General features: G+C 61.2%; 18 protein-coding genes and 1 pseudogene. 12 read left to right on the forward strand and 7 right to left on the reverse strand.

What is annotated here, in order from left to right:
* The first annotated feature begins 5 nt into the window (after positions 1-5).
* From kdpA to ACZ9H3_RS00655, 5 genes are read left to right on the forward strand one after another with little or no spacing between them, the layout of a single operon-like run.
* Positions 6-1700: a potassium-transporting ATPase subunit KdpA gene (kdpA, locus tag ACZ9H3_RS00635; protein ID WP_102052591.1), complete on the forward strand. Its 1695-nt coding sequence runs from the start codon at positions 6-8 to the stop codon at positions 1698-1700.
* A gap of 10 nt (positions 1701-1710) precedes the next feature.
* Positions 1711-3765 carry a potassium-transporting ATPase subunit KdpB gene (gene kdpB / locus ACZ9H3_RS00640; RefSeq protein WP_102052590.1) on the forward strand — a complete coding sequence of 685 codons (2055 nt, stop codon included), beginning with the start codon at positions 1711-1713 and terminating at the stop codon, positions 3763-3765.
* Between the two features lie 15 nt (positions 3766-3780).
* Positions 3781-4341: a potassium-transporting ATPase subunit KdpC gene (gene kdpC, locus ACZ9H3_RS00645; protein ID WP_099774030.1), complete on the forward strand. Its 561-nt coding sequence runs from the start codon at positions 3781-3783 to the stop codon at positions 4339-4341.
* 15 nt (positions 4342-4356) lie between these two features.
* Positions 4357-7011, forward strand: coding sequence for a sensor histidine kinase (locus tag ACZ9H3_RS00650; RefSeq protein ID WP_102052589.1), 2655 nt, complete (start codon positions 4357-4359; stop codon positions 7009-7011).
* Positions 7008-7706 carry a response regulator gene (locus tag ACZ9H3_RS00655; protein WP_065759421.1) on the forward strand — a complete coding sequence of 233 codons (699 nt, stop codon included), beginning with the start codon at positions 7008-7010 and terminating at the stop codon, positions 7704-7706. Before ACZ9H3_RS00650 ends, ACZ9H3_RS00655 begins: the two co-directional genes overlap by 4 nt.
* Before the next feature lie 30 nt (positions 7707-7736).
* Here the strand turns inward: ACZ9H3_RS00655 and ACZ9H3_RS00660 are convergent, their stop codons facing one another.
* On the reverse strand, positions 7737-8774 hold the full coding sequence (locus ACZ9H3_RS00660) for a patatin-like phospholipase family protein (protein ID WP_065759420.1): 1038 nt from the start codon (positions 8772-8774) through the stop codon (positions 7737-7739).
* A gap of 162 nt (positions 8775-8936) precedes the next feature.
* On the opposite strand from ACZ9H3_RS00660, the gene ACZ9H3_RS00665 reads away from it, so the two are divergent.
* Together ACZ9H3_RS00665 and ACZ9H3_RS00670 are read left to right on the forward strand one after the other, a co-directional pair.
* Entirely contained in the window at positions 8937-9215 is a 279-nt protein-coding gene (locus ACZ9H3_RS00665) for a hypothetical protein (RefSeq protein ID WP_099774032.1), read from the forward strand.
* Between the two features lie 18 nt (positions 9216-9233).
* Positions 9234-10001: a CHAD domain-containing protein gene (locus ACZ9H3_RS00670; protein WP_476218991.1), complete on the forward strand. Its 768-nt coding sequence runs from the start codon at positions 9234-9236 to the stop codon at positions 9999-10001.
* A 23-nt stretch (positions 10002-10024) separates the two neighbouring features.
* On the opposite strand, the pseudogene ACZ9H3_RS00675 reads toward ACZ9H3_RS00670, so the two are convergent.
* From ACZ9H3_RS00675 to ACZ9H3_RS00685, 3 genes and pseudogenes are all read right to left on the reverse strand, one after another.
* Positions 10025-10258: pseudogene (locus ACZ9H3_RS00675) on the reverse strand (terminase); the annotation flags it as partial.
* An 83-nt stretch (positions 10259-10341) separates the two neighbouring features.
* A complete protein-coding gene (locus ACZ9H3_RS00680) occupies positions 10342-11820 on the reverse strand; it encodes a methyl-accepting chemotaxis protein (RefSeq protein ID WP_476218992.1) in 1479 nt (492 codons plus the stop codon).
* Positions 11821-11906: 86 nt separating this feature from the next.
* Complete coding sequence (locus ACZ9H3_RS00685; RefSeq protein WP_099774034.1) at positions 11907-12713, reverse strand: TatD family hydrolase; 807 nt, start codon at positions 12711-12713, stop codon at positions 11907-11909.
* Positions 12714-13083: 370 nt separating this feature from the next.
* Between ACZ9H3_RS00685 and ACZ9H3_RS00690 the strand changes: the two genes are divergently transcribed.
* Positions 13084-13392: a hypothetical protein gene (locus tag ACZ9H3_RS00690; RefSeq protein ID WP_476218994.1), complete on the forward strand. Its 309-nt coding sequence runs from the start codon at positions 13084-13086 to the stop codon at positions 13390-13392.
* A 44-nt stretch (positions 13393-13436) separates the two neighbouring features.
* On the opposite strand, the gene greB is transcribed toward ACZ9H3_RS00690, so the two are convergent.
* From greB to ACZ9H3_RS00705, 3 genes are all read right to left on the reverse strand, one after another.
* The gene (greB, locus tag ACZ9H3_RS00695) at positions 13437-13934 is read right to left on the reverse strand and encodes a transcription elongation factor GreB (protein ID WP_409277821.1); all 498 of its coding nucleotides are present in this window, start codon (positions 13932-13934) and stop codon (positions 13437-13439) included.
* Between the two features lie 69 nt (positions 13935-14003).
* The gene (locus tag ACZ9H3_RS00700) at positions 14004-16511 is read right to left on the reverse strand and encodes an ABC transporter permease (RefSeq protein WP_099774036.1); all 2508 of its coding nucleotides are present in this window, start codon (positions 16509-16511) and stop codon (positions 14004-14006) included.
* On the reverse strand, positions 16511-17194 hold the full coding sequence (locus tag ACZ9H3_RS00705; protein ID WP_099774037.1) for an ABC transporter ATP-binding protein: 684 nt from the start codon (positions 17192-17194) through the stop codon (positions 16511-16513). The genes ACZ9H3_RS00700 and ACZ9H3_RS00705 overlap by 1 nt, the downstream gene beginning before the upstream one ends.
* Before the next feature lie 10 nt (positions 17195-17204).
* Here ACZ9H3_RS00705 and ACZ9H3_RS00710 point away from each other — a divergent pair, with 10 nt between their 5' ends.
* The 4 genes from ACZ9H3_RS00710 (at position 17205) to ACZ9H3_RS00725 (ending at position 21803) form a co-directional block, all read left to right on the forward strand.
* Positions 17205-17810, forward strand: coding sequence for an arylesterase (locus tag ACZ9H3_RS00710; RefSeq protein ID WP_099774038.1), 606 nt, complete (start codon positions 17205-17207; stop codon positions 17808-17810).
* Positions 17811-17866: 56 nt separating this feature from the next.
* Positions 17867-18148 carry a hypothetical protein gene (locus ACZ9H3_RS00715; RefSeq protein ID WP_476218999.1) on the forward strand — a complete coding sequence of 94 codons (282 nt, stop codon included), beginning with the start codon at positions 17867-17869 and terminating at the stop codon, positions 18146-18148.
* A 115-nt stretch (positions 18149-18263) separates the two neighbouring features.
* Positions 18264-19235 carry a L,D-transpeptidase family protein gene (locus ACZ9H3_RS00720; RefSeq protein ID WP_102052584.1) on the forward strand — a complete coding sequence of 324 codons (972 nt, stop codon included), beginning with the start codon at positions 18264-18266 and terminating at the stop codon, positions 19233-19235.
* Between the two features lie 420 nt (positions 19236-19655).
* Positions 19656-21803, forward strand: a complete 2148-nt coding sequence (locus ACZ9H3_RS00725) for a hypothetical protein (RefSeq protein WP_102052583.1) — start codon at positions 19656-19658, stop codon at positions 21801-21803.
* The last annotated feature ends 64 nt before the right edge of the window (positions 21804-21867 follow it).

Consider the following 21867-nt stretch of genomic DNA (forward strand, 5'->3'; position numbering starts at 1 on the left):
TGGCCATGCACAGTTACGATTACGCGTTGCTGTTGGCATTTTTCGCCATCGTCTTGTTGCCGGCACCTTGGCTGGGCCGTTTCTATTACAAGGTGATGGAAGGGCAGCGTACCTGGCTGACGCCGATTCTGGGGCCAGTGGAGCGGGGTTGTTATCGCATCGCAGGTGTCGATCCGGGCCGCGAGCAGAGCTGGCAGAAGTACGCGCTGGCCTTGCTGGCGTTCAACCTGGCTGGTTTCCTGATGGTGTTCGGTGTACTGCTGCTGCAAGGTTACCTGCCGCTCAACCCGCAGCATTTGCCGGGACAAGAGTGGTCGTTGGCATTCAACACTGCAGTCAGTTTCATGACCAACACCAACTGGCAGTCCTACAGCGGTGAGGCGTCAGTCAGCTACCTGAGCCAGATGCTTGGCATGACCGTGCAGAACTTTGTCAGTGCCGCGACGGGCCTTGCCGTGCTGGTCGCGCTGTGCCGTGGCATTGCCCGACGCTCGGCGAGCACGGTGGGTAATTTCTGGGTCGACATGACCCGTGCAACCCTCTATGGCTTGCTGCCGCTGTGTCTGGTACTGGCGTTGTTGCTGGTTTGGCAGGGCGTGCCGCAAACCTTCAGCGACTACGTCAAAGCGCTCACCCTGCAAGGCGTCGACCAGCTTATTCCGCTGGGGCCGGCCGCCAGCCAGATCGCAATCAAGCAGCTGGGTACCAACGGCGGCGGCTTCTTCGGGGTCAACTCGGCGCATCCATTCGAGAACCCGAGTGCCTGGAGCAACCTCTTCGAGGTGTCTTCAATCATCCTCATCCCGGTGGCCCTGGTTTTCACCTTTGGCCATTACGTCAAAGACCTGCGCCAGAGCCGGGCGATCATCGCCTGCATGCTGGCGCTGTTCCTGATCGGTGGGTCGACTGCGCTGTGGTCCGAGTACCAGGCCAACCCGGCATTGAGCAACCCTCAGGTCGAACAGACGGCACCGCTTGAAGGCAAGGAAAGCCGCTTCGGCACCACCGGTAGCGTGCTGTGGACGGTCACCACTACAGCGGCGTCCAATGGCTCAGTGAACAACATGCACGACAGCCTCAACCCAATCAGCGGCATGGTGGCGATGGTCAACATGATGGTGGGCGAGGTGATTTTTGGCGGTGTGGGTGCCGGGCTCTACGGCATGCTGCTGAACGTGTTGATCGCTGTGTTTCTGGCGGGCCTGATGATTGGCCGCACACCGGAGTACCTGGGCAAGAAACTGCAGGCGCGTGAAGTGCAATTGCTGGTAGCAACCTTGCTGGTGATGCCACTCGGGGTACTGGTGCTGGGTGCGCTGGCAACCAGCTTGCCTGGCCCTGCAGGCGCGGTGAGCAACCCGGGTGCTCATGGCTTCAGCCAACTGCTGTATGCCTACACCTCGGCCAGTGCCAACAACGGTTCTGCCTTCGCTGGGCTGGGTGCGAATACCACGTTCCACAACGTGATGCTCGGCCTGGGCATGCTGATTGGCCGCTTTGGCTACATTCTCCCGGTACTGGCCCTGGCCGGCAGCCTGGCGCTCAAGAAAACCGCGCCGGTAGGGCAGAACAGCTTTCCGACCCATGGTCCGCTGTTTGTCACCTTGCTGTTGGTCACCATCCTGTTGATCGGTGGCCTGACCTTCCTGCCGGCCCTGGCCTTGGGCCCGGTCGCTGAACACCTGAGCCTGGGCTTCTAAGGAGCGAATCATGAACATGCCGATTCCTGATGTGAATGCGGTGCCGGCCGAACAGGCTCGGACGACTTTTGCTGCGCTGTGGCGGCCAGCCCTGGTGCAGGCGTTCGTCAAACTTGATCCGCGCCAGTTGAAACGTGCGCCGGTGATGCTGGTGGTCGAGCTGACGGCGGTTTTCACCACCGTGCTCTGCCTGTTGCCCGACAGCGCTGTGCCGACCCATGTGGCGCTGCAAATCGCCCTGTGGCTGTGGTTCACCGTGCTTTTCGCCAACTTTGCCGAAGCGTTGGCCGAGGGACGTGGCAAAGCGCGCGCCGACAGCCTCAAGGCGGGTAGCCAGGGCCTCAGTTGCCGGCGTCGTAACGCCGCTGGCAGCTATGAAGTGATACCGGCCACGGCGCTGCGAAAGGGTGATGTGGTCAAGGTGCTGGCCGGTGAGATGATCCCTGGTGACGGCGAGGTGCTTGAAGGTATCGCCGCTGTCAACGAAGCAGCCATTACCGGTGAGTCTGCGCCGGTGATTCGTGAGTCGGGCGGCGACCGCTCGGCAGTTACCGGCAACACCCGGCTGGTCTCTGACTGGTTGTTGATCAAGATCACCAGCAACCCCGGTGAGTCGACCCTGGACCGAATGATTGCCTTGGTCGAAGGTGCCAAACGGCAGAAGACGCCCAACGAGATCGCGCTGGACATCCTGCTGATCGGCTTGACCCTGATCTTCCTGGTGGTCGTGGTGACCCTGCAGCCGTTCGCCTATTTTGCCGGCGGTGCGATTCCGTTGGTGTTCCTGGTGGCGCTGCTGGTGACCCTGATCCCGACCACCATTGGCGGCTTGCTCTCGGCCATCGGTATCGCCGGCATGGATCGCCTGGTGCGGCTGAACGTGATTGCCCGCTCCGGGCGTGCAGTGGAGGCCGCCGGTGATGTGCATGTGTTGATGCTCGACAAGACCGGCACCATCACCTTCGGCAACCGTCGTTGCAGTGCCCTGCATGCCGCGCCAGGGGTGAGCGCTCGTGAACTGGGCGAAGGCGCCTTGCTCGCTTCGTTGGCCGATGACACCGCTGAAGGTAAATCGATCGTCGAATACCTGCGGCAGTTGCACGACTTCAGCGAGCCGCAAGCCAACGCGATGACCGTGGTGCCGTTCAGCGCCGAGACACGCTTGTCGGGGGTTGATTACCAGCAACGCCGTTACCGCAAGGGTGCAGTGGACTCGGTGCTGGCGTTCGTCGGTATGCAGCGTCTGGAGATGCCTGTTGCGCTGTCCAAGGAAGTCGACAAGATCGCCCAGAGCGGCGGCACGCCGCTTCTGGTTTGCATGGACAAGCGTCTGCTCGGCGTCATCCACCTCAAGGATGTGGTGAAGCCAGGTATTCGTGAGCGTTTCGCCGAGCTGCGCCAGTTGGGCATCCGCACGGTGATGGTCACGGGCGATAACCCCCTGACCGCTGCAGCAATCGCTGCTGAAGCCGGGGTGGATGATGTACTGGCTGAAGCCACACCAGAGAAAAAGCTGGCGCGCATTCGTCAGGAGCAGAATGACGGGCGCCTGGTCGCCATGTGTGGCGACGGTGCCAACGACGCACCGGCACTGGCACAGGCAGATGTTGGCATGGCCATGAATGACGGCACCCAGGCCGCGCGCGAAGCCGCCAACATGGTCGACCTGGACAGTGACCCGACCAAGCTGCTGGATGTGGTGCAGGTGGGCAAGGAGCTGCTGGTCACCCGTGGGGCGTTGACCACCTTCTCGATTGCCAACGATGTGGCCAAGTACTTCGCCATTCTTCCGGCCCTGTTTGCTGCCATCTATCCGCAGTTGGGGGTGCTGAACCTGATGCAACTGGCCAGCCCACAGAGCGCAATCCTGTCGGCGATTGTCTTCAACGCCTTGATCATTGTCGTGCTGATTCCGCTGGCTCTGCGAGGGGTGCGGGTGAAGGCTGCCAGTGCCGCTCACTTGTTGCGGCGCAACCTGCTGATTTATGGGCTGGGCGGGCTGATCGTGCCGTTTGCCGGGATCAAGTTGATCGACCTGCTGCTCAATGCGTTGCAACTGGTCTGAACCGAGGAATTGAACATGACTACGCTAGTACGTCCGGCCTTGAGCCTGATGCTGTTGATGACGCTGATCACCGGCGCGGTTTACCCACTGGTGGTCACCGGTGTCGCCCAGGTGGTTTTCCCCGAGCAGGCCAATGGCAGTTTGCTGCGCGACGATCAGGGGCAGGTGCGCGGTTCATTGCAGATTGCCCAGGCGTTCCAGGGTGATGCCTGGTTCCAGTCACGACCTTCGGCGGCGGATTACGCCACCGTGGCCAGTGGCGCCAGCAACCTGGCGCCGAGCAACCCGGCACTGGCTACCCGTGTGAGCGAGGCGGCTGCACGTGTCTTCACGGCACAGCAGGGGCCCGTGCCCCTGGCATTGCTGACCACCTCCGGTAGCGGCCTGGACCCGCACCTGCCACCGGCGGCAGTGGCTTATCAAGTGCCTAAGGTGGCAGCGGCGCGGCAGGTTTCGGTGCAGGCCTTGCAAGGTCTGGTCGAGCAGTTCACCCTGCAGCCGCTGGTTGGCCCGCCGGTGGTCAATATCCTGGCCCTCAATATGGCGCTGGACCGACTGGCACCTGCGTCGAAATAAGGACAAGCCGTAACCATGAGTGATTCCGAACGCGCCGATGCGTTGTTGGCCGAACTGCCGCGTGACGGTCGTGGCCGACTGAAGGTGTTCCTGGGGGCTGCACCCGGGGTGGGTAAGACCTATGCAATGTTGCAAGCCGCACACGCCCAGCTGCGTCATGGGGTCAAGGTGGTGGCGGCGGTGGTCGAAACCCATGGTCGTGCCGAAACTGAAGCGTTGCTTGGCGGGTTGCCCCAGCAGCCGCGTGTGCGCTCGGAATACCGTGGTGTAGTGCTTGAGGAAATGGACCTGGACGGCCTGCTCAAGGCCGCTCCGCAACTGGTGCTGGTGGATGAGCTGGCCCACAGCAATGCGCCGGGCAGCCGTCACGCCAAGCGCTGGCAGGATGTGCAGGAGCTGTTGGCGGCTGGCATCGACGTCTACACCACGGTCAACGTGCAGCATCTGGAAAGCTTGAATGACCACGTGCGTGGCATCACCGGTGTGCAGGTGCGCGAGACGCTGCCGGACTGGGTGCTGCAGGAAGCCTTTGAACTGGTACTGATCGACCTGCCGCCGCGTGAGCTGCTGGAGCGCTTGCGCGAGGGCAAGGTGTATGTGCCGGAGCAGGCCCGCGCGGCCATCGATGCCTTCTTCACCCAGACCAACCTTACCGCGTTGCGCGAGCTGGCCATGCAGACGGCTGCCGCCCAGGTCGATGCCGATCTGGCACACGGTTACCGCAAACTGGGGCAGGATGCGCCGGCGTTGCGTGGGCGGTTGTTGGTCGGTGTCGATGGCGATGCGCAGGCTGAGCGGCTGGTGCGTCATGCCAGTCGCGTTGCGCAGCGTCGGCACCTGCCCTGGAGCCTGGTGCATGTCGACAATGGCCGCTTGCGCGATGAAACAGCCCGTCAGCGTCTGCAGGCTGCTCAGCGGTTGGCCGAGCGCCTGGGGGGCGAGGTGGTGGTGCTGCGCGCCGGCGAGGTGGCCAATGCCTTGATCCAGCATGCGGCCGAGCGCCGGGCCAGCCTGGTGCTAGTCGGGCAGTCGCGTGATCGGCTGCGCCGTCGCCTGTTTGGTGCCGGGGTGGCTGCACGGCTGTTGCGCGAAGCCCATGGCCTGGAAGTCAACGTGCTCAACCGGGATACCCAGCCCGAACCTGTGCGGTTGCCTGTGCGGGGGGAGTGGGTCTGGCGGCATTACCTGTTGGCGCTACTGGCCACGGTGTTGGCGAGCGGCCTGGCCTGGGCGGTCGCCAGTGTATTGGCGTTGCCGAACATCTCGTTGGTGTTTCTTGCCGCCGTGCTGCTGGTGGCAGTACGCAGCAGCCTGGGGCCTGCTCTGGCCTGCGCCGTGCTGTCGTTTCTGAGCTATGACTTCTTGTTCATCCCGCCGACATTCTCCTTCAGCATCCAACGTGAAGAGGATGTCCTGACCTCATTGTTTTTCCTGTTGATGGCGGCCTTGACCGGCAACCTGGCTGCCCGTCAGCGTCGGCAGCTACAGGCGCTGCGTGAGACCCAGGAACAGACCAACCAGTTGCTCGGCCTGTCGCGTAAATTGACGGCAGCGACTGATCGCCAAGCGGTGTTCACTGCTGCCGGTCAGTACCTGGACAGCCCGCACGATTTGCAGGTGTGCCTGCTCGATCGTGATGCCGAAGGCGCCCTGCGGGTGGCCAGCGGAGGTGCATTGCAGTTCAGCGACAATGAACGTGCCGCTGCCGATTGGGCCTGGCAGCACGATCAGGCTGCCGGGCTTGGCAGCGACACCTTGCCCAATGGGCGTTGGTGGTGGTGGCCGTTGTCTGCAGAGGAGGGGCCGTTGGCCTTGCTTGGCGTACGTCCACGTGAGGGGTATACGCTGACGCCGCAGCGACGACGTATGCTCAAGGCCCTGAGCCAGCCACTGGCGCAGGCGCTGGCGCGTGCTCGCTTGGCCGATGAGCTGGAAGCGGCGCGTCTGCACGGTGAGACCGAGCAGCTGCGCAGCGCCTTGCTTGCCTCGGTCTCCCACGACCTGCGTACCCCGCTCACCGCCATGCGAGGCAGCATCGACAGCTTGCTGGCACTGGGCGAGGCCATCCCTCTGGAAGATCGTCGTGAGTTGCTTGAAGGCACCCGCGACGAAGCCGAGCGGCTGGACCGTTACATCCAGAACCTGTTGGACATGACCCGGCTGGGCCACGGCGGGCTGACGCTGGCCCGCGATTGGGTCGCTCCGGCAGACATCGTCGGCAGTGCCTTGAACCGCCTGCGCGTGGTGCTGGCGCCGTTTCAGTTGCGTGCTGAAGTTCCGCCGGACCTGCCCTTGTTGTACGTTCATGCGGCACTGATCGAACAGGCGCTGATCAACGTACTGGAAAACGCCGCACGCTTTTCACCCCCTCACGGGCGACTCGAACTGTGTGTAACGGTCGAGGAAAAGATGCTGTGTTTTGCTGTCAGCGACCAAGGCCCCGGTATTCCACCGAATGAACGTGAACGGATTTTCGACATGTTCTATACCGCCGCCCGGGGGGATCGTGGCGGGCAGGGCACCGGCCTTGGCCTGGCGATCTGCCAGGGCATGATCGGCGCCCACGGTGGGCATATAAGGGTTGCCGAGGGCATTGATGGCCAGGGCACCTGTATCACTCTATGCTTGCCGCTCCCGGCCCAACCTGAACTGGACAGCGACACGCCATGACCCAGACCGCGACCTTGCTGGTCATCGACGACGAACCACAGATTCGTAAATTTCTGCGCATCAGTCTCAGCTCCCAAGGCTACAAGGTAGTGGAGGCTGCGACGGGTAGCGAAGGGCTGAGCCAGGCGGCATTGACCCGCCCGGACCTGGTGGTACTTGACCTCGGGCTCCCGGACATGGATGGGCAGCACGTACTGCGCGAGTTGCGCGAATGGAGCCAGGTGCCGGTGCTGGTGTTGTCGGTACGGGCCAGCGAAGTGCAGAAGGTCGAGGCGCTGGATGCGGGTGCCAATGACTATGTCACCAAACCCTTTGGTATCCAGGAGTTCCTGGCGCGGGTTCGCGCGCTGCTGCGTCAGGTGCCACGGTCGGTAGCCCAGGAATCGGCGCCTTGTTTCGGGCCGTTGACCGTTGACCTCGCGTTTCGTCGGGTGACCCTCGACGGTGTAGAAGTGGCATTGACGCGTAAGGAGTATGCGCTGTTGGCGCAGTTGGCCAGCCATCCGGGGCGGGTGATTACCCAGCAGCAACTGCTCAAGGACATCTGGGGACCAACCCACGTCGATGACAGCCACTACCTGCGGATCGTGGTTGCTCATGTACGGCAGAAGCTGGGTGACGACCCCACCTCGCCGCGGTTTATCGTGACAGAGCCCGGCGTGGGCTATCGATTGATTGGTCCAGACGGGATATGAGCGCCTGGGTTTTGTAGGTGCCAGCCGCGCTTAGCGCCGCTCCCCTTCATAGTTGTCCAGGGTATCGCTGGCGATCTGCCGTCCCAGCGCAATCAGCTCCGGTGCCTTGTAGAACTCGAAGAAGCGGCAGACCCGTTTCGGAACGTTGATCAGTACATCCGGCGGGTAACCGGCGATTTTGTATTGCGCCAACGACGTCTGCATCACCTCGAAGCTCTGGTTGATCAGGTCCAGCAGCGATGCGGGCCCAACGTTATCGATGATGAAGGAGCCGCTGGCGGATTTCGGTGCGCCATCGATTTCTGGAGCGGCTGCCGGTTGCTGCGCTTCAGGGTCGGCGGCTTCGCTGAGCCAAGGGTTGGGGGCTGGTGTGATCGGGCTGATTTCCTGATCCAGTTGCATCAGGTGCTCGGCCTGTTTACGCCGAAATGGCAGGTGCGAACCCAGCGAACTGATCAGGTGGTCAAAGCGCATTTTGAAGGCAGGGGGGCGCTCAATGATCGGTAACTGGTAGTGTTTCTGGTTGGTTGCATTGAGGTTGACCGCTATGATCAGGTCGCAGTGGCTCGACACCACGGGTATGATCGGCAACGGATTGAGGATGCCGCCGTCGACCAGCATGCGGTTGCCTTGCACGACAGGTGTGAACAAACTGGGAATTGCCGCCGAAGCACGCATCGCCTGGTGCAGGCAGCCTTCCTGAAACCAGATTTCCTGCTGGTTGGTCAGGTCAGCAGCGACGGCGGTGTAGGGGATCCGCAATTCTTCGATGTTGATCTCTCCGACGATCTTGCGGATTTGGCCGAACACCTTTTCGCCCCGAATCGCCCCGAGACGGAAGCTCACATCCACCAGACGCAGCACATCCAGGTAGTCCAGGCTTTCAATCCAGTTACGGTATTCATCGAGCTTGCCCGCTGCATAGATGCCGCCAACCACCGCGCCCATGGAGCAGCCGGCAATGCAGGCGATATCGTAACCGCGACGCTCGATTTCCTCGATGACGCCGATATGTGCATAACCTCGAGCACCACCCGACCCTAACACCAGTGCTACACGTTTACTCATGGTTGCTCCTGGGCGGCATTCGACCGTCAATGGTCTAACAATGCACCTAATCGTAGCTGTGCTTCAATCGATAGATGCGCTGCGATAGGCTGAGCGCGGCACTTTTGTACAGCTGTGCCGTCGAAGTCTCCAACTTGATTTCTTTTTGTTGAGGTATTGCTGATGAAAGCTTGGATTACCCTGCCGCTGATTGCCCTGGCCCTGAGCGGTTGTGCCGGTAAAACGGCCTATCGCGACAGTTGTGCCACCCAGCTCGACGCAGCCTGGAAAGAGCTCGACCTGGCCAAGGCCGAAGGCTTTGCCGGCACGGTAAGCTACTCTAAGGCTTTGTCACTGTTGACCGGTGCCAAGACCCAGCAACAGTTCGAGGCATTTGACGGCTGTACCAACAAAGCCGAGAAAGCCCGCTTCTATATCCGTGAATCCCGCGCTGGACGTTGACCCCCTCAGGAGTAGGACATGGCGGCAATGCTTGATCATGTAATCGTCCAGATGCTGAGCCTGCAGGTTCGCTTGATGGCCTGTCAGGCGCGCCTTGAGGCCAATACCGACAGCGAGGCGTTGCATGATTTGCGCATCAGTGTACGGCGTCTGCGTAGCCTGCTAAGACCCCTGCGGGGCTTGCCCGGGGTTGATCAGCTGGAGCATGCCGCTGGCAAACTGGGCGAGCTGACAACCCCGTTGCGCGACCGCGAGGTACTGGCCGCTCAACTGCTGGAGCGTGGTCAGTATGCTGCTGCCCAGCGGCGCCTGGAGAAAGAGGGCGAGGTGTTCGCACAGGTAGCTGTCAGTGCTGAGCTGCAGCGTGTGCAGGCGATCATTGATGCGTTTCCGATGTTTTTACGTGCCGCGCAGCGTCAGAAGCTGATTCGCCGCTTGAGCCAGCGCATCGACAAGCGTTTGCGGGGGCAATGGAAAGACGTGCACAAGGCGCTCAATGACCCTGACCATGATCGTCATCGCTTGCGCTTGTTGATCAAGCGGGTGCGCTATGGTGCCGAGGCCTATCCGCAGCTGGAGTGCCTGAGTGATCGGCTTCAGCGGCAACTCAAGGGCGTACAGGGCGATCTGGGCGACTGGCACGACCTGGTACAGTGGTTGTCACAGGCCGAACAGCAAGGCGACCTGGCGCCCTGCGTCACGCACTGGCAGAACCAGTTACGTGACGCAGAGATCCGCGCCGACCAGAGCCTGGCGAAACTGCTGGCTGACATGGGACGTCGCTAAGCCGATCAATTGCCATGGCCTGAGTCGCTTTGCCTGGCGTCAATGGCGGTGCCCTGGCGTTGCAAGGCAAGCGCGGCGAGGAGGGCGATCACTCCCACGGCCAGCACGCCCAGGTCCACATTGAACAGGCCGGCCAGCACCATCAGCGTGCCAAGGATGAACAGCGGCACGGCAATCAGGTGGAGCGCCAGTTTGGTTGGATGGTGGTGGTAGTGTCGCCATTGCCAGGCGTGCACGTTGGGTAGGCGTTTGCTCATCGCAAGGCTCCTCAGGCAGTTACGTCATACCTGAAGAATAGTTTGGCCCCCGAAGGGGGGCCAATGCGACCTCTCTATTGAGGTTATAGCTTGAGCTGGCCGATGGCTTTGCTCAATTCGCCGGCCAGGGTCGCCAGTTCGCTACTGGTGGTGGCCGAGTCGACGGTCTGCTGCACGGTTTCTTCGGTCACGTCGCGAATACTGACCACCGCGCGGTTCATTTCTTCGGCCACCTGGCTTTGCTGTTCAGCCGCGACAGCAATCTGGGTGTTGCTTTCACGCATCTGTGCCACGGCACTGGTGATTTCGGCCAGGGCTTCACCGGCTTCTTGCGCTTGCTTGACGCAATCGTCGGCCTTGTACGAGCTTTCCTGCATGAAATCCACGGCATCGCGGGTGCCGGCCTGCAAGGCGGCGACCATGGTGGTGATCTCGTCGGTGGAGGTTTGTACGCGCTTGGCCAGATTGCGCACTTCGTCGGCGACCACCGCGAAGCCACGGCCCAGGTCGCCAGCACGTGCGGCCTCAATGGCCGCGTTGAGGGCCAGCAGGTTGGTTTGTTCGGCGATGCTGTGGATCACGCTCACCACACCGTTGATCTTCTGGCTGTCTTCGGCAAGCTGGTGGATCATCTCAGCGGTCTGCTGCACGCCACTGGACAGCCCGGCGATCGAGGTTTGTACCCGGCTGACCACTTCCTGGCCGCTGCCTGCGAGGGTGTCGGCAGTCTGCGACAGGTCGCGTGTGGCGCCGGCATGCTGAGCGATGTGGTACACGGTGGCGGACATCTCGTTGATCGCTGTCGCGGCCTGGTCGGTTTCACTTTGCTGGCCGAGCATGCCGTGGCGTACCTCGCTCATGCTCGTGGCCAGGCGTGCGGCGCCGGAGTCAAGCTGCGCTGCCGTGCGCGCGACGGTGTTGACGACACGGTGGTAGGTGGTCTGCATGGCGTTGAATGCCGAAGCCATCTGCCCGACCTCGTCACCGCAGGCCAGGGGTACCCGGGCCGAAAGATCACCGGTTTTCTCCACGTGGAGCATCACGTCCTTGAGTGTGTTGAGCTGGCTTAGCAGGAACCGGATCAGCAGTTGCGAGGCGCAGAGCATGGCCAGCATCAGGATCAGTACGCACACGGCATAGTTGGCGAAGCGGTCGCTGAACACTTGAATCAGACTCGGGGCCTGGGCCAGCACGGCGACCTGTTGACCGTCGCGGCTGATGACCTGGGCGCCAATCAGTGGGTTGTCACCCAGCACTGGGAAACGGTTCAGCTCGACCCAGCCTTGTGCAGCGCTCAGGGCGGGTAGGGCTCCACCATTGAAGCTCGGGGTTTGCCCGGCACTGATGCTCAGATAACGATGGTCCTGGGGCAAAGGCTGACCGGCGGGCCAGGTGGCCAGCAGGCGAGCCTCCACCTGAGCCTTGTTCTGGGCTTCCTCGGCCCGGGCCTGTTGTTCCAGATGCACGGCATACAGCACCAGAAACAATGTTGTGACGAAGGCGACAGCGTTGACGGCCCAGAATTTGTACTTCAGGGAGATATTGCTAAGCCAGGCACCCATGGTAGGTCTTCTCTGATTGAGCGGAAATATTTTTGGCAAGGTGCCATCATTTTGCCTTCGCTTTTACGGGTAAGTCTTGATATGCGTCAAGCAATCTCTGGCAGGTTGAAGAAGGCCCGGGCGCAGTCGGTGGTATGGGCGGCCAATTGCTCCGGGGTTTCGCCGCGATGACGCGCCACTTCATTGAGCACTTCGGGCAGAAAGGCCGGCTCGTTGCGACCGCTCTTCGGCTTGGGCCGCAGGCTGCGCGGTAGCAGGTACGGGGCATCGCTTTCCAGCATCAGTCGCCCGCGGGGAATGCTGCTCATCAGTGGATGGAGGTGGGTGCCTCGGCGCTCGTCACAGATCCAGCCGGTGATCCCGATATGCAGGTCCAGGTCAAGGTAGCCGAACAGCGCGGTGCGCTCACCGGTGAAGCAATGCACCACGGCGGCAGGCAGGCGATCGCGGAAATCCTTGAGGATCTGCAGCAGACGCTCGCTGGCATCGCGTTCGTGCAGGAACACGGGCATCTGTAGCTCAACTGCCAGGCTCAGGTGTTCCTCCAGGACTTTTTCCTGTTGTGGGCGCGGAGAGAAGTCGCGGTTGAAGTCCAGCCCGCATTCACCCACGGCACGTACCCGTGGTTGCTCCAGCAGTGCGCGCAGTTGCCGTGCACTGTCTGTTGTCCAACTGCTGGCGTCGTGTGGGTGGATACCGGCGGTACTGAACAAGCGCAGGCCCGGTTCATCAAGTTGCTGGCACAGCTCCAGTGCCTGTTCGCTACCTGCCAGGCTGGTACCTGTCACCAGCATCTGACATACACCGGCGGCTTGGGCACGCTCAAGCAATGCCGCCTGCTGGCCGGCAAAGCTCGGGTTGGTCAGGTTGACGCCGATGTCGATGAGTTGCATGGTCCTACCTCGGGGTATTGGCTTTATATGCCTGAAAAATGCTGAAAAATAACAACAAATCAAAGATTTTCAACAATGCCTGATCGTGTTCTGCGCGGATCCCTGTTGGCTTGCCGACGATGCAGCTGTCTTGAACGCCTTGGCACCCCGCCGATGCCACAGCAGGCATGCCTGCTTCATAGGTTTTTTGTTTCTGAGTGTGTTGACAGCCCGCCCGCCGCTTCTCTAGGATGCTGACTTGCGCCGATTTAAACAGCTACTTGCGGGGCGCAGGACACTCCCTGATGGGTGACCGAATACCGCTAAAACGCTGGTTCGGTGACGCCTCCCACCGCAGCCCAGCGGGATCTGCGAGGCGGAGAAATACTCCATGAGTTGCCCACGTACCAGTGTTTGCCTAAGCCCTCTTCCTGCCAGCCAAGCGGCGCGTACGCCACGTATCCTGCTGGGTGGCCAGCATCAACCGACACTCCTGCGTTACCTCGATGGCTGGCCACGCCGCAAAGGCCGCGCTACGGCCTTCCTGATCCAGTTTGCCGCCCACAACGTTGCACTGAGCAGCTTCGCTAATGACCGTTTCGATTTGGCAGTGGTGCAGTCGCCCTCGGCTGAAGAGGCCGCAGAGGTCATCGGCCATTTGACCCGTATTGCTCGCCAAGGCCTGATTACCCGCGCCTGACCCGCCTTTGTCCGCGCCGTGACCTCAAGGTGCGGCGCTGGTGTTCAGGGGTAGTCGATTTCGACGATGTAAACGAGTTGCTCACCTGTGGGTGTCTGCACCCGTACTTCGGCGTCCAGCGCCTTGCCGATCAGGGCTCGGGCCAGCGGTGAGTCGATGCTGATCAGGCCCAGTTTCAGGTCCAGTTCGTCCGGGCCGACGATACGGTATCGTGACTGCTCCCCGTCCTCGTTCTCGATGGTGACCCAGGCGCCGAAATACACTTTGTTCGGGTCGCTGGGGCGCTCACTGACAACCTTCAGGTTCTCCAACCGTTTGGTCAGGAAGCGGACACGGCTGTCAATTTCGCGCAGCATTTTCTTGCCGTAGGTGTACTCCGCGTTTTCCGAACGGTCGCCTTGCGCTGCCGCCTCGCTCACGGACTGGGTGACCTGGGGGCGGCGCACGTGCCACAGTTCATGTAGCTCAGCGCGCATGCGTGCTTCGCCTTCAGGCGTGATCAGAGCGGTGCCGGCAGTGCGCGGTGGGCGATAACGACTCATGGGGCAGGGTGTCTCTTGGTGATTGCCTGGTATAGGTAGCGGTCTGTTGATATGAGCATCGCGAGTCTATCAGCCCTCGCGCAGCACGGTCAGTGGGCTGGCATTCAGCGCACGGCGCGTGCCGTATACCCCGGCGCTACCAATCAGCAAAGCGCCCAGTACCGGTAGTACCAGCAGCCAGGGATGCGGGCTCCATTTCAAGTCAAAGGCATAGTGGTACAGCAGCAGGCTGATCAGTTCAGTGCCGAGTGCGGCAAGCAGGCCGCTGGCAGCACCGAGCAAGCCGAACTCGATACGTCGGGTCTTGGTCAGCAAGCGGCGACCGGCCCCCAGTGCCCGCAGCAGTGCACCTTGGTGAATGCGTTCGTCGAGTGTCGCCTGCAGGCCGGCGAACAGCACTGCCAACCCCGCAGCCAGAACAAACAACAGCACGTACTCCACCGCCAGGGTCACCTGGCCAAGGATGCTGCGCAGTTGATTGAGCAAGGCGTCGACCTGAAGGATGGTCACCGCCGGAAAGGCGCGGGACAGGGCCACGAGTTGCGCGTCATTGCCAGGCGCCAGGTAGAAGCTGGTCAGGTAGGTGGTCGGCAGGTTTTGCAGGGTGCCGGGCTGGAAGATCATGTAGAAGTTGGGCTGGAAGCTGTCCCAGTTGACGGTGCGCAGGCTGCTGACCAGCGCCTCGCGTTCCATGCCGCCAATGCTGAACGTCAGGTGGTCACCGAGCTTGAGCTTAAGGCTGGTGGCCAGATCGGCTTCAACTGAGACACCGGGCAGGGCGTCTGCCGGGGGCGTGGCCTGCCACCACTGACCGGAAACGAGGGCGTTGCCCTGTGGCAGATCGGCTGCCCAGGTCAGGCTCAGGTCACGCTGGATGGCGCGATCGCCGGTAGAGTCCTTGCTGACGATTTGCTGCACCGCTTGGCCGTTGATGTGTGTCAGGCGGCCGGGAATCACCGGGTACAGCGGTGCTGCTTGGGCGGAGAACTCGCTCAGGCGGTGAGCGAAGTCAGCTTTGTCATCCGGCAGGATGTTCAAGGCAAAGTAGTTCGGCGCGTCTTTGGGCAACTGGTTTTGCCAAGTGTCGAGCAGTTCGCCGCGCAGCAGGGCGATCAGCGCCATGGCCAGGAGGATCAGGCCGAAGGCCAGTGACTGGCCCGCCGCGCCCAGCGGATGGCGCAGCAGTTGACCGAGGCCCAGGCGCCAGGCCAGCGGTGCGTTGGCCAGCAGGCGACGCAGGCTGCGCAAGCCAAGCAGCAACAGGCCGCCGAGCAGCAGGGCAGCGATCAGGCCGCCGCCCAGCAGGGCAAAGGTCAGCAACAGGTCCAGGCTCAGCCGCCACATGATCAGGCCCAGGGCGAACAGCGCTGCGCCATACACCAGCCAACTGCTTGGTGGGACGGGCAGCAGGTCGCGGCGCAACACGCGCAACGGCGGAACCCGGCCCAGGGCGGCAAGGGGAGGCAAGGCGAAGCCCGCCAGCGCCACCAGCCCCGTGGCAATGCCGGCCAGTGCCGGGGCAATACCGCCTGGTGGAATCTCGTTGGGCAGCAAGCCTTTGAGCAGCTGGAACAGGCCAAACTGGGCGAGCCAGCCCAGCAATGCGCCGCTGAGGGCCGCAGCGCCGCCAAGTATTGCCAGTTGCAGGCAGAACAATGAGAGCGCCTGGCGCCGCGAAAGGCCCAGGCAGCGCAGCAGGGCGCTGGCATCGAAGCGCCGGCTGGCGAAACGGCTGGCCGACAGGGCCACGGCCACGCCTGCCAGGAGTACGGCCACCAGGCTGGCCATGTTCAGGTAGCGTTCGGCCTTGCCCAGCGCACCGCCGATCTGGCGGTTGCCGTCACGTGAGTTCAGCAGTTGCTGGTGGGCGGCCAGCGCCGGTTTGATAGCCTGCTGATAAGCGCTCAGCGCGGCCGGTACGCCGCGCCACAGGTCGCGGTAGGTGACCCGGCTGCCGGGCTGAACCACGCCGGTAGCGTCAAGGTCGGCCAGGTTGATCAGTACCCTGGGGGTCAGGCTGTAGAAGTTGCCGGCGCGGTCCGGTTCGTAGGTCAGCACCCGGCTCATGCGCAGGCTCTTCATGCCGACGTCAATGCTGTCGCCGATTTTCAGGTTCAGCGCTGCCAGCAGGCGTGACTCAACCCAGGCCTCCCCCGGTGCCGGACCTGTGCCGGGTGTTTCTGCGGCATAGGGCTCTGCCGCGCTGCGCAGTTCGCCGCGTAGCGGGTAGTTGTTGTCCACTGCCTTGACGCTGGAGAGCTGGATACCGCTGTCGGCAGCGATAACACTGGAAAACTCAACGACACGGGCATGTTCGAGACCTTGGTCGATACCGGCGTTGATTTGCGCTGTACTCGCCGGTGCGCTGCCTTGCAGCACCAGGTCGGCCCCCAGGAACTCGGTGGCGCGTAGCAACATGGCACCGTTCAGGCGTGCGCCGAAGTAGCCGATGGCGGTGCTGGCGGTCACCGCAATGACCAGGGCAAAGAACAGCACGCGCAGCTCGCCTGCACGGGCATCACGCAGTAACTGACGGAACGCCAGGCTCAGCAGACGGAAAAACGACAGATGTGCCATCAGGGCTCCAGGGGGGTGACCAGGTGGCCGGCATCCAGGTGGATCAGGCGACGGCAGCGTTTGGCCAGGCGTTCGTCGTGGGTGACCAGTACCAGCGTAGTGCCACGTTCCTTGTTCAGTTCAAACAACAGGTCGCTAATGCGTTCGCCGGTGTGGCTATCGAGGTTGCCTGTCGGTTCATCGGCAAACAGCACGGCAGGGTCTGCGGCAAAGGCCCGGGCGATGGCCACTCGCTGCTGCTCACCCCCGGAAAGCTGGCGTGGCGAATGGCTCAGGCGCTGGCCCAGGCCAACCCGTTCCAGGAGGCTGCGAGCGTGTTCGCGGGCGTCGCGACGGCCGTCGAGCTCCAGGGGCAGCATGACGTTCTCCAGTGCACTCAGGCTGTCCAGCAACTGGAACGACTGGAAAACAAAACCGACATGTTCGGCACGCACCTGGGCGCGTCGGTCTTCGTCCAGGCTGCCAAGATCATGCCCGGCCAGGGTGACAGAGCCGGCGCTGGGCAGGTCAAGGCCGGCAAGCAGGCCGAGCAGGGTCGACTTGCCTGAACCCGAGGCGCCAACGATGGCCAGGCTGTCGCCCTGTTTCAGGTCCAGCGACAGTTCATGCAGGATAGTCAGATCGCCTTCCGCGCTGGGAACCACTTTGCTAAGGTTCTGCGCAATGAGAATGCTGGGGCCCATGGAGAATCCGATGCGAGTGTGGATATTGAGTGCCGGTCTGGCCTTGCTGTGCATGGCACAGCTTGCCACGGCGGGTACCGTGTTGATCGTCGGGGATAGTATCAGCGCGGGTTTCGGCCTGGATACCCGTCAAGGGTGGGTGTCGTTGCTGCAGGCGCGCCTGAAAACCGAGGGATTCGACAGCCAGGTGGTTAACGCGTCAATCAGTGGCGATACCAGTGCAGGGGGCCAGGCGCGCCTGCCAGCGCTGCTTGCAGAGCACAAGCCCGCGCTGGTGGTGCTTGAGTTGGGCGGCAACGATGGCCTGCGCGGGCAGTTGCCGGCGCAATTGCAACAAAACCTTGCTGCGATGATCGACAGCTCCCGCGCTGCGGGCGCCAAGGTGGTTCTGCTGGGCATGCGCTTGCCACCCAATTATGGCGTTCGCTACACCGAAGCGTTTGCCAGGGTTTATGACAATCTGGCCAAGGATAAACAGGTCCCTCTGGTGCCGTTTTTTCTCGAGGGTGTGGGCGGCGTGCCCGAGCTGATGCAGGCCGATGGGCTGCATCCGGCACAGGGAGCACAGCAGCGGCTGCTGGATAATGCCTGGCCGGTGATAAAACCGCTGCTTTGACGCTTTTCTAGTGATCGGCTTTCGGCTAATGTTGCGCCCCCGATTTGGAGCCCTCAATGCCGCGTCCCGCCTGGTCCCTGTATGCCTATCAATTGATCGAGCCCGACGAACAGCTTGATCTGTTCGCCTGCCAGGAGATCCGCGTTCATCTGGTGGCCCGTCAACTTGAGCTGGGGTGTTCGGCAGACCGTACCTTGTGCGGTACGTTGTTGCCTGCTCAGCCGCGGTGGTCCGGGGTAGAGCGTTCGATCTACCGTGACCGGCGTCTGTGTGCGCTATGTCGGGCGATTCTCGATGCCCAGCGGCGTGGCACACGGCCGGTGTGGCCGCAACTCTGACAGCATTTGCCTGTCATATGCGCACGTAACCGTTCACCCCGATGTCTCCCGGTCAGGCGGGGGCGGGTGTACAATCGCTGTCTTGCCCCTATTGAATTAGCGAAGGATTTTCCGGATGTTGTCGCGCTTTCCCGCCGTCACCCGTTGCCTGTCTATTGCCGCCGTGCTGGCGACAGGTTCCGCCACTGCCCTGGAGCTGCCTCTGCCGCCGCCCGGGGAAGACGTCGTTGGCCAGGTCCAGGTTATCAAGGCCAAGTACGAAGACACCTTCGCCGACATCGGCACTGCCAATGACCTGGGTTACCTGGAGATGGTTGCTGCCAACCCCGGTGTCGACCCATGGCTGCCGGGTGTGGGTACCGAGATTGTTCTGCCAACCCGTTACGTCCTGCCGCCAGGTCCGCGTGAGGGTATCGTGATCAACCTGGCTGAGTACCGTATGTACTACTTCCCGAAAGGGCAGAATGTGGTGCATACCTTCCCGCTGGGTATTGGTCGCGAAGGTTGGGGTTCGCCAATTGCACAGACCAAGATCACTGCCAAGACGCCAAACCCGACCTGGACGCCACCGGCTTCGATTCGGGCCGAGCACGCGGCCGATGGTGATCCTCTGCCGAGCATTGTACCGGCCGGGCCGGACAACCCACTGGGGCCGTTCAAGTTCACCCTGGGCGTACCGGGTTACCTGATTCACGGTTCCAACAAGAAGTTCGGGATTGGCATGCGTACCAGTCACGGGTGTTTCCGCATGCTCAACAACAACGTGCTGGCCCTGTCGAAGATGGTGCCGGTTGGCACTCCGGTGCGCATCATCAATGAGCCTTACAAGTTCGGCATGAGTGCGGGCAAGGTTTATCTTGAGGCGCATACGCCGCTGGATGACAAGGGCAACCCCTCGGTGGTCGACAAGCACACTGCGGTCATCAATGCCTTGCTCAAGCGTCAGGATCTGGCCAATAACCTGCGCATGAACTGGGACATGGTGCGCGATGTTGTTGCTGCTGAAGACGGCATGCCAGTGGAGATCGCTGTGCCGGGCGCAGCCACCGCGCCGATGGTTTCCAGCGTGCCGCTCGAGATCCAGTAATACGCCAGGGTGCTGCAAGGGCCTGCCATTGTGCAGGCCTTTTTTTGCGCGTGTATCTCACTGACTCATCAATAGCCTGGAGGAGTCGCCCCGCCGTTTCTATCGTTCACAGCCGATTTTGCATCCTGGCGCTGCCACTGATGGGGCGTCTGCTACCCAAGGCGTTGGTGGAGCAGGTCCTTGAACGTAAAGCTGTAAAACGGCTCTGTGGGCGCGTGCATCCAGCATGTAAAGACGCTCGCTGCTCTTGCGAATCGTCTTAGATGCAGCGAGCCTGAACCCTCCAAAAACCAGATCGAAAAGTAACCCTGTAATCAGCCAACCTCTTACAGACAGCTCCTGCATTCCACACCACCATTCCTTGCGCTTCAAAGGATGAAGCGACAGCACCTGGTGCTGCTAACCGTCAAGGAATGACCTATGGATGATTTGCCGCTGTACGAACAAAACCTGATCAGCTACGACCCGGAAAATGGCCTGCCGATACCGCGTTGGCTTGATCCTTCTGTGAGCAGCGAAGATCTGGCGGCCCGCGAACTGGCTGAGTTGCTCGGGTTTTGCATGAAGCCGGAACTGCTGGATCCTGCCAGGTACATCAATACTGAAATAGAACGAATGATCGAGGCCTCGAGCGCATCGCAGGCGACCAAAGAAAGGCTGAACATTCTCAGCCCCATCAAGGTGACTTTCCGTGAGCGAGCGCCTTCAGGAGGCGGGTTGGTCGGCACCATCGCCCCCTCTCCCTTACACACCCAGGCCTTCGAGTTGAAACAGATCGTCACGGGCCAGCATTACGTCACGCTTAAAGACAAGGTGATGATCAAAGTCATCTGGCCGAAAGACTTTCCATCGGATCTGATCTCCGCTCTGGAGTCTGTAGACCTGCAGTCCGATTACAAGAACCGGGTGATCGAGCATTACACTCACCCGGACATGGAGTACATGTACAAGATGCTCAGTGAGCAGGTGCTGAAACGTCACCTTCAGCATCATGCGGGCCTCCCCACGACGTCAGTCAGCAGCCAAAACCTGATCAAGGCGTATCAAAACAGTCAGATCCAGCCAAAACGTGTTTACTTTCGGGACAAGTACGTCGTCACCCAAGCCGTCTGCCTAGAAGCTCGCGGATCCATGGCCGGCGTTGAGCCTCATGCGGCCCTTCTGGTTTTTTGCGGCGAGCCGGACGATCAGGCGGTCTTCGAGCTTCCCGGCGATGGGCTGAAGAGAAGGGAAGTCATTGAAGCATCAGAGCTAATGGAAAAATACGTGCTCAAACGCCTTTCGATCTACGACGGTCTCAGGTTCAAGAAGTTTGACTTGAAGTATCAGGGCATCGAGAAGCGCAGCAATGATTACCTGCGGGACGCATCCCTGACGTTTCATGACAGCGACGACATTATTTCGCATCTGTACGTCACCAATCTGGAGAGACTGGTCTCTGACATCGATACGCTGGTCTTCACATACACCGAGCGTCTGGTCGATCAAGGGCTTGAACTCTTCGGCGCAGTATTGAACATCGTATCCGGGGGCGTGGCCGCGCCGACAATTGGCGCAGGGCTGGCTGGCCGAATGCTGTTGGCTTCCTTGCTAGGATTGTGTTCAGCGGGTATCGAGGCGACCAGAGGTATGTTGGCAGATCGTCCGGAGGACGCTGACAAGCACTACAAAGCGGCGATGATCGCGGCGATCTTGGAAATCGTGACCGTCATGATCCCCAAGACAGCCTCGATAGGGCTTACCAACACCAGCAAGAACGCGATATCCGGGAACGTCCTCAAGCGCATGAGGTTCGACGGCGTGACACCACCTCTTTATCACGACATCCGGCTCATCAACCGGAACGTAATTCCCTCGGAGTTAGGCGCCATGCACCTGAAGCGACGTCTGCTCGAACGTCTGAGTCAAGGCCCAGCTGCGGCCCAGGACATGATTTATGAATACGCACGGTGCATGAAAAAGACAGTGGAGAATCACAAACTCATCATTTACCGGGGCCAGGTATTTCGTGGCGATATGCGCACCCCCGAGGTCATTTTCAGAGACGGCTTCCAGCTTCGTACGCCAATCTCGGAGATCAAGAAAGACATTCATCAAATCACGGGCGTTCGGGGAGGCTTCGGCGGAGGCCGCAATGCACTGGATCCTGACGGGAAAGGCATCTCTACTTCGGTGTTCTATTACAAGGAACACACGGGGGCTTTTGTCTACGGCGGGAAACGCGGGGGCTATACGTACGTCGTCGACACCATCGACATGGATGGCTACCACCTCTACGCCAATCACCACATGGCCAAATACCCCAACTCACGGCAGATCAACTTGAGCCCAACGGAAATCAACTTCGGAGACAACATTGCCGGTGACATGATTTTGGGCGCCTACGACCAATCAGGCCGATTTATCCCCAACGGCTTCGGCCTGGAGATGTTCGCACGACGCAGAGCCAGCGAAATAGAAAAGCAGCTGATGGAGGCCGCCACCCGAGCAGTGGGTAAAGCTCAATCACATGTTGCCGCCCAAGTCCTGAAAGATGACTCGAAGTCTGATGCGAGAAACCGGGATTGAGAGCTGTCAACGTCGTTCGCATGACGCGGCATCTGGCAGAGGCGGTCATTCAAGCTTGCGAGCG

This window comes from Pseudomonas sp. TE3910 (genome assembly GCF_056279025.1).

Coding starts and splice junctions, on each gene's coding strand:
- ACZ9H3_RS00715 (WP_476218999.1), top strand. CDS start 17,867: ATGCCGCGTCCCGCCTGGTCCCTGTATGCCTATCAATTGATCGAGCCC.
- kdpB (WP_102052590.1), top strand. CDS start 1,711: ATGAACATGCCGATTCCTGATGTGAATGCGGTGCCGGCCGAACAGGCT.
- ACZ9H3_RS00725 (WP_102052583.1), top strand. CDS start 19,656: ATGGATGATTTGCCGCTGTACGAACAAAACCTGATCAGCTACGACCCG.
- ACZ9H3_RS00720 (WP_102052584.1), top strand. CDS start 18,264: ATGTTGTCGCGCTTTCCCGCCGTCACCCGTTGCCTGTCTATTGCCGCC.
- ACZ9H3_RS00680 (WP_476218992.1), bottom strand. CDS start 11,820: ATGGGTGCCTGGCTTAGCAATATCTCCCTGAAGTACAAATTCTGGGCC.
- ACZ9H3_RS00655 (WP_065759421.1), top strand. CDS start 7,008: ATGACCCAGACCGCGACCTTGCTGGTCATCGACGACGAACCACAGATT.
- ACZ9H3_RS00685 (WP_099774034.1), bottom strand. CDS start 12,713: ATGCAACTCATCGACATCGGCGTCAACCTGACCAACCCGAGCTTTGCC.
- ACZ9H3_RS00660 (WP_065759420.1), bottom strand. CDS start 8,774: ATGAGTAAACGTGTAGCACTGGTGTTAGGGTCGGGTGGTGCTCGAGGT.
- greB (WP_409277821.1), bottom strand. CDS start 13,934: ATGAGTCGTTATCGCCCACCGCGCACTGCCGGCACCGCTCTGATCACG.
- ACZ9H3_RS00665 (WP_099774032.1), top strand. CDS start 8,937: ATGAAAGCTTGGATTACCCTGCCGCTGATTGCCCTGGCCCTGAGCGGT.
- kdpC (WP_099774030.1), top strand. CDS start 3,781: ATGACTACGCTAGTACGTCCGGCCTTGAGCCTGATGCTGTTGATGACG.
- ACZ9H3_RS00700 (WP_099774036.1), bottom strand. CDS start 16,511: ATGGCACATCTGTCGTTTTTCCGTCTGCTGAGCCTGGCGTTCCGTCAG.
- ACZ9H3_RS00705 (WP_099774037.1), bottom strand. CDS start 17,194: ATGGGCCCCAGCATTCTCATTGCGCAGAACCTTAGCAAAGTGGTTCCC.
- ACZ9H3_RS00650 (WP_102052589.1), top strand. CDS start 4,357: ATGAGTGATTCCGAACGCGCCGATGCGTTGTTGGCCGAACTGCCGCGT.
- ACZ9H3_RS00690 (WP_476218994.1), top strand. CDS start 13,084: ATGAGTTGCCCACGTACCAGTGTTTGCCTAAGCCCTCTTCCTGCCAGC.
- kdpA (WP_102052591.1), top strand. CDS start 6: ATGCACAGTTACGATTACGCGTTGCTGTTGGCATTTTTCGCCATCGTC.
- ACZ9H3_RS00670 (WP_476218991.1), top strand. CDS start 9,234: ATGGCGGCAATGCTTGATCATGTAATCGTCCAGATGCTGAGCCTGCAG.
- ACZ9H3_RS00710 (WP_099774038.1), top strand. CDS start 17,205: ATGCGAGTGTGGATATTGAGTGCCGGTCTGGCCTTGCTGTGCATGGCA.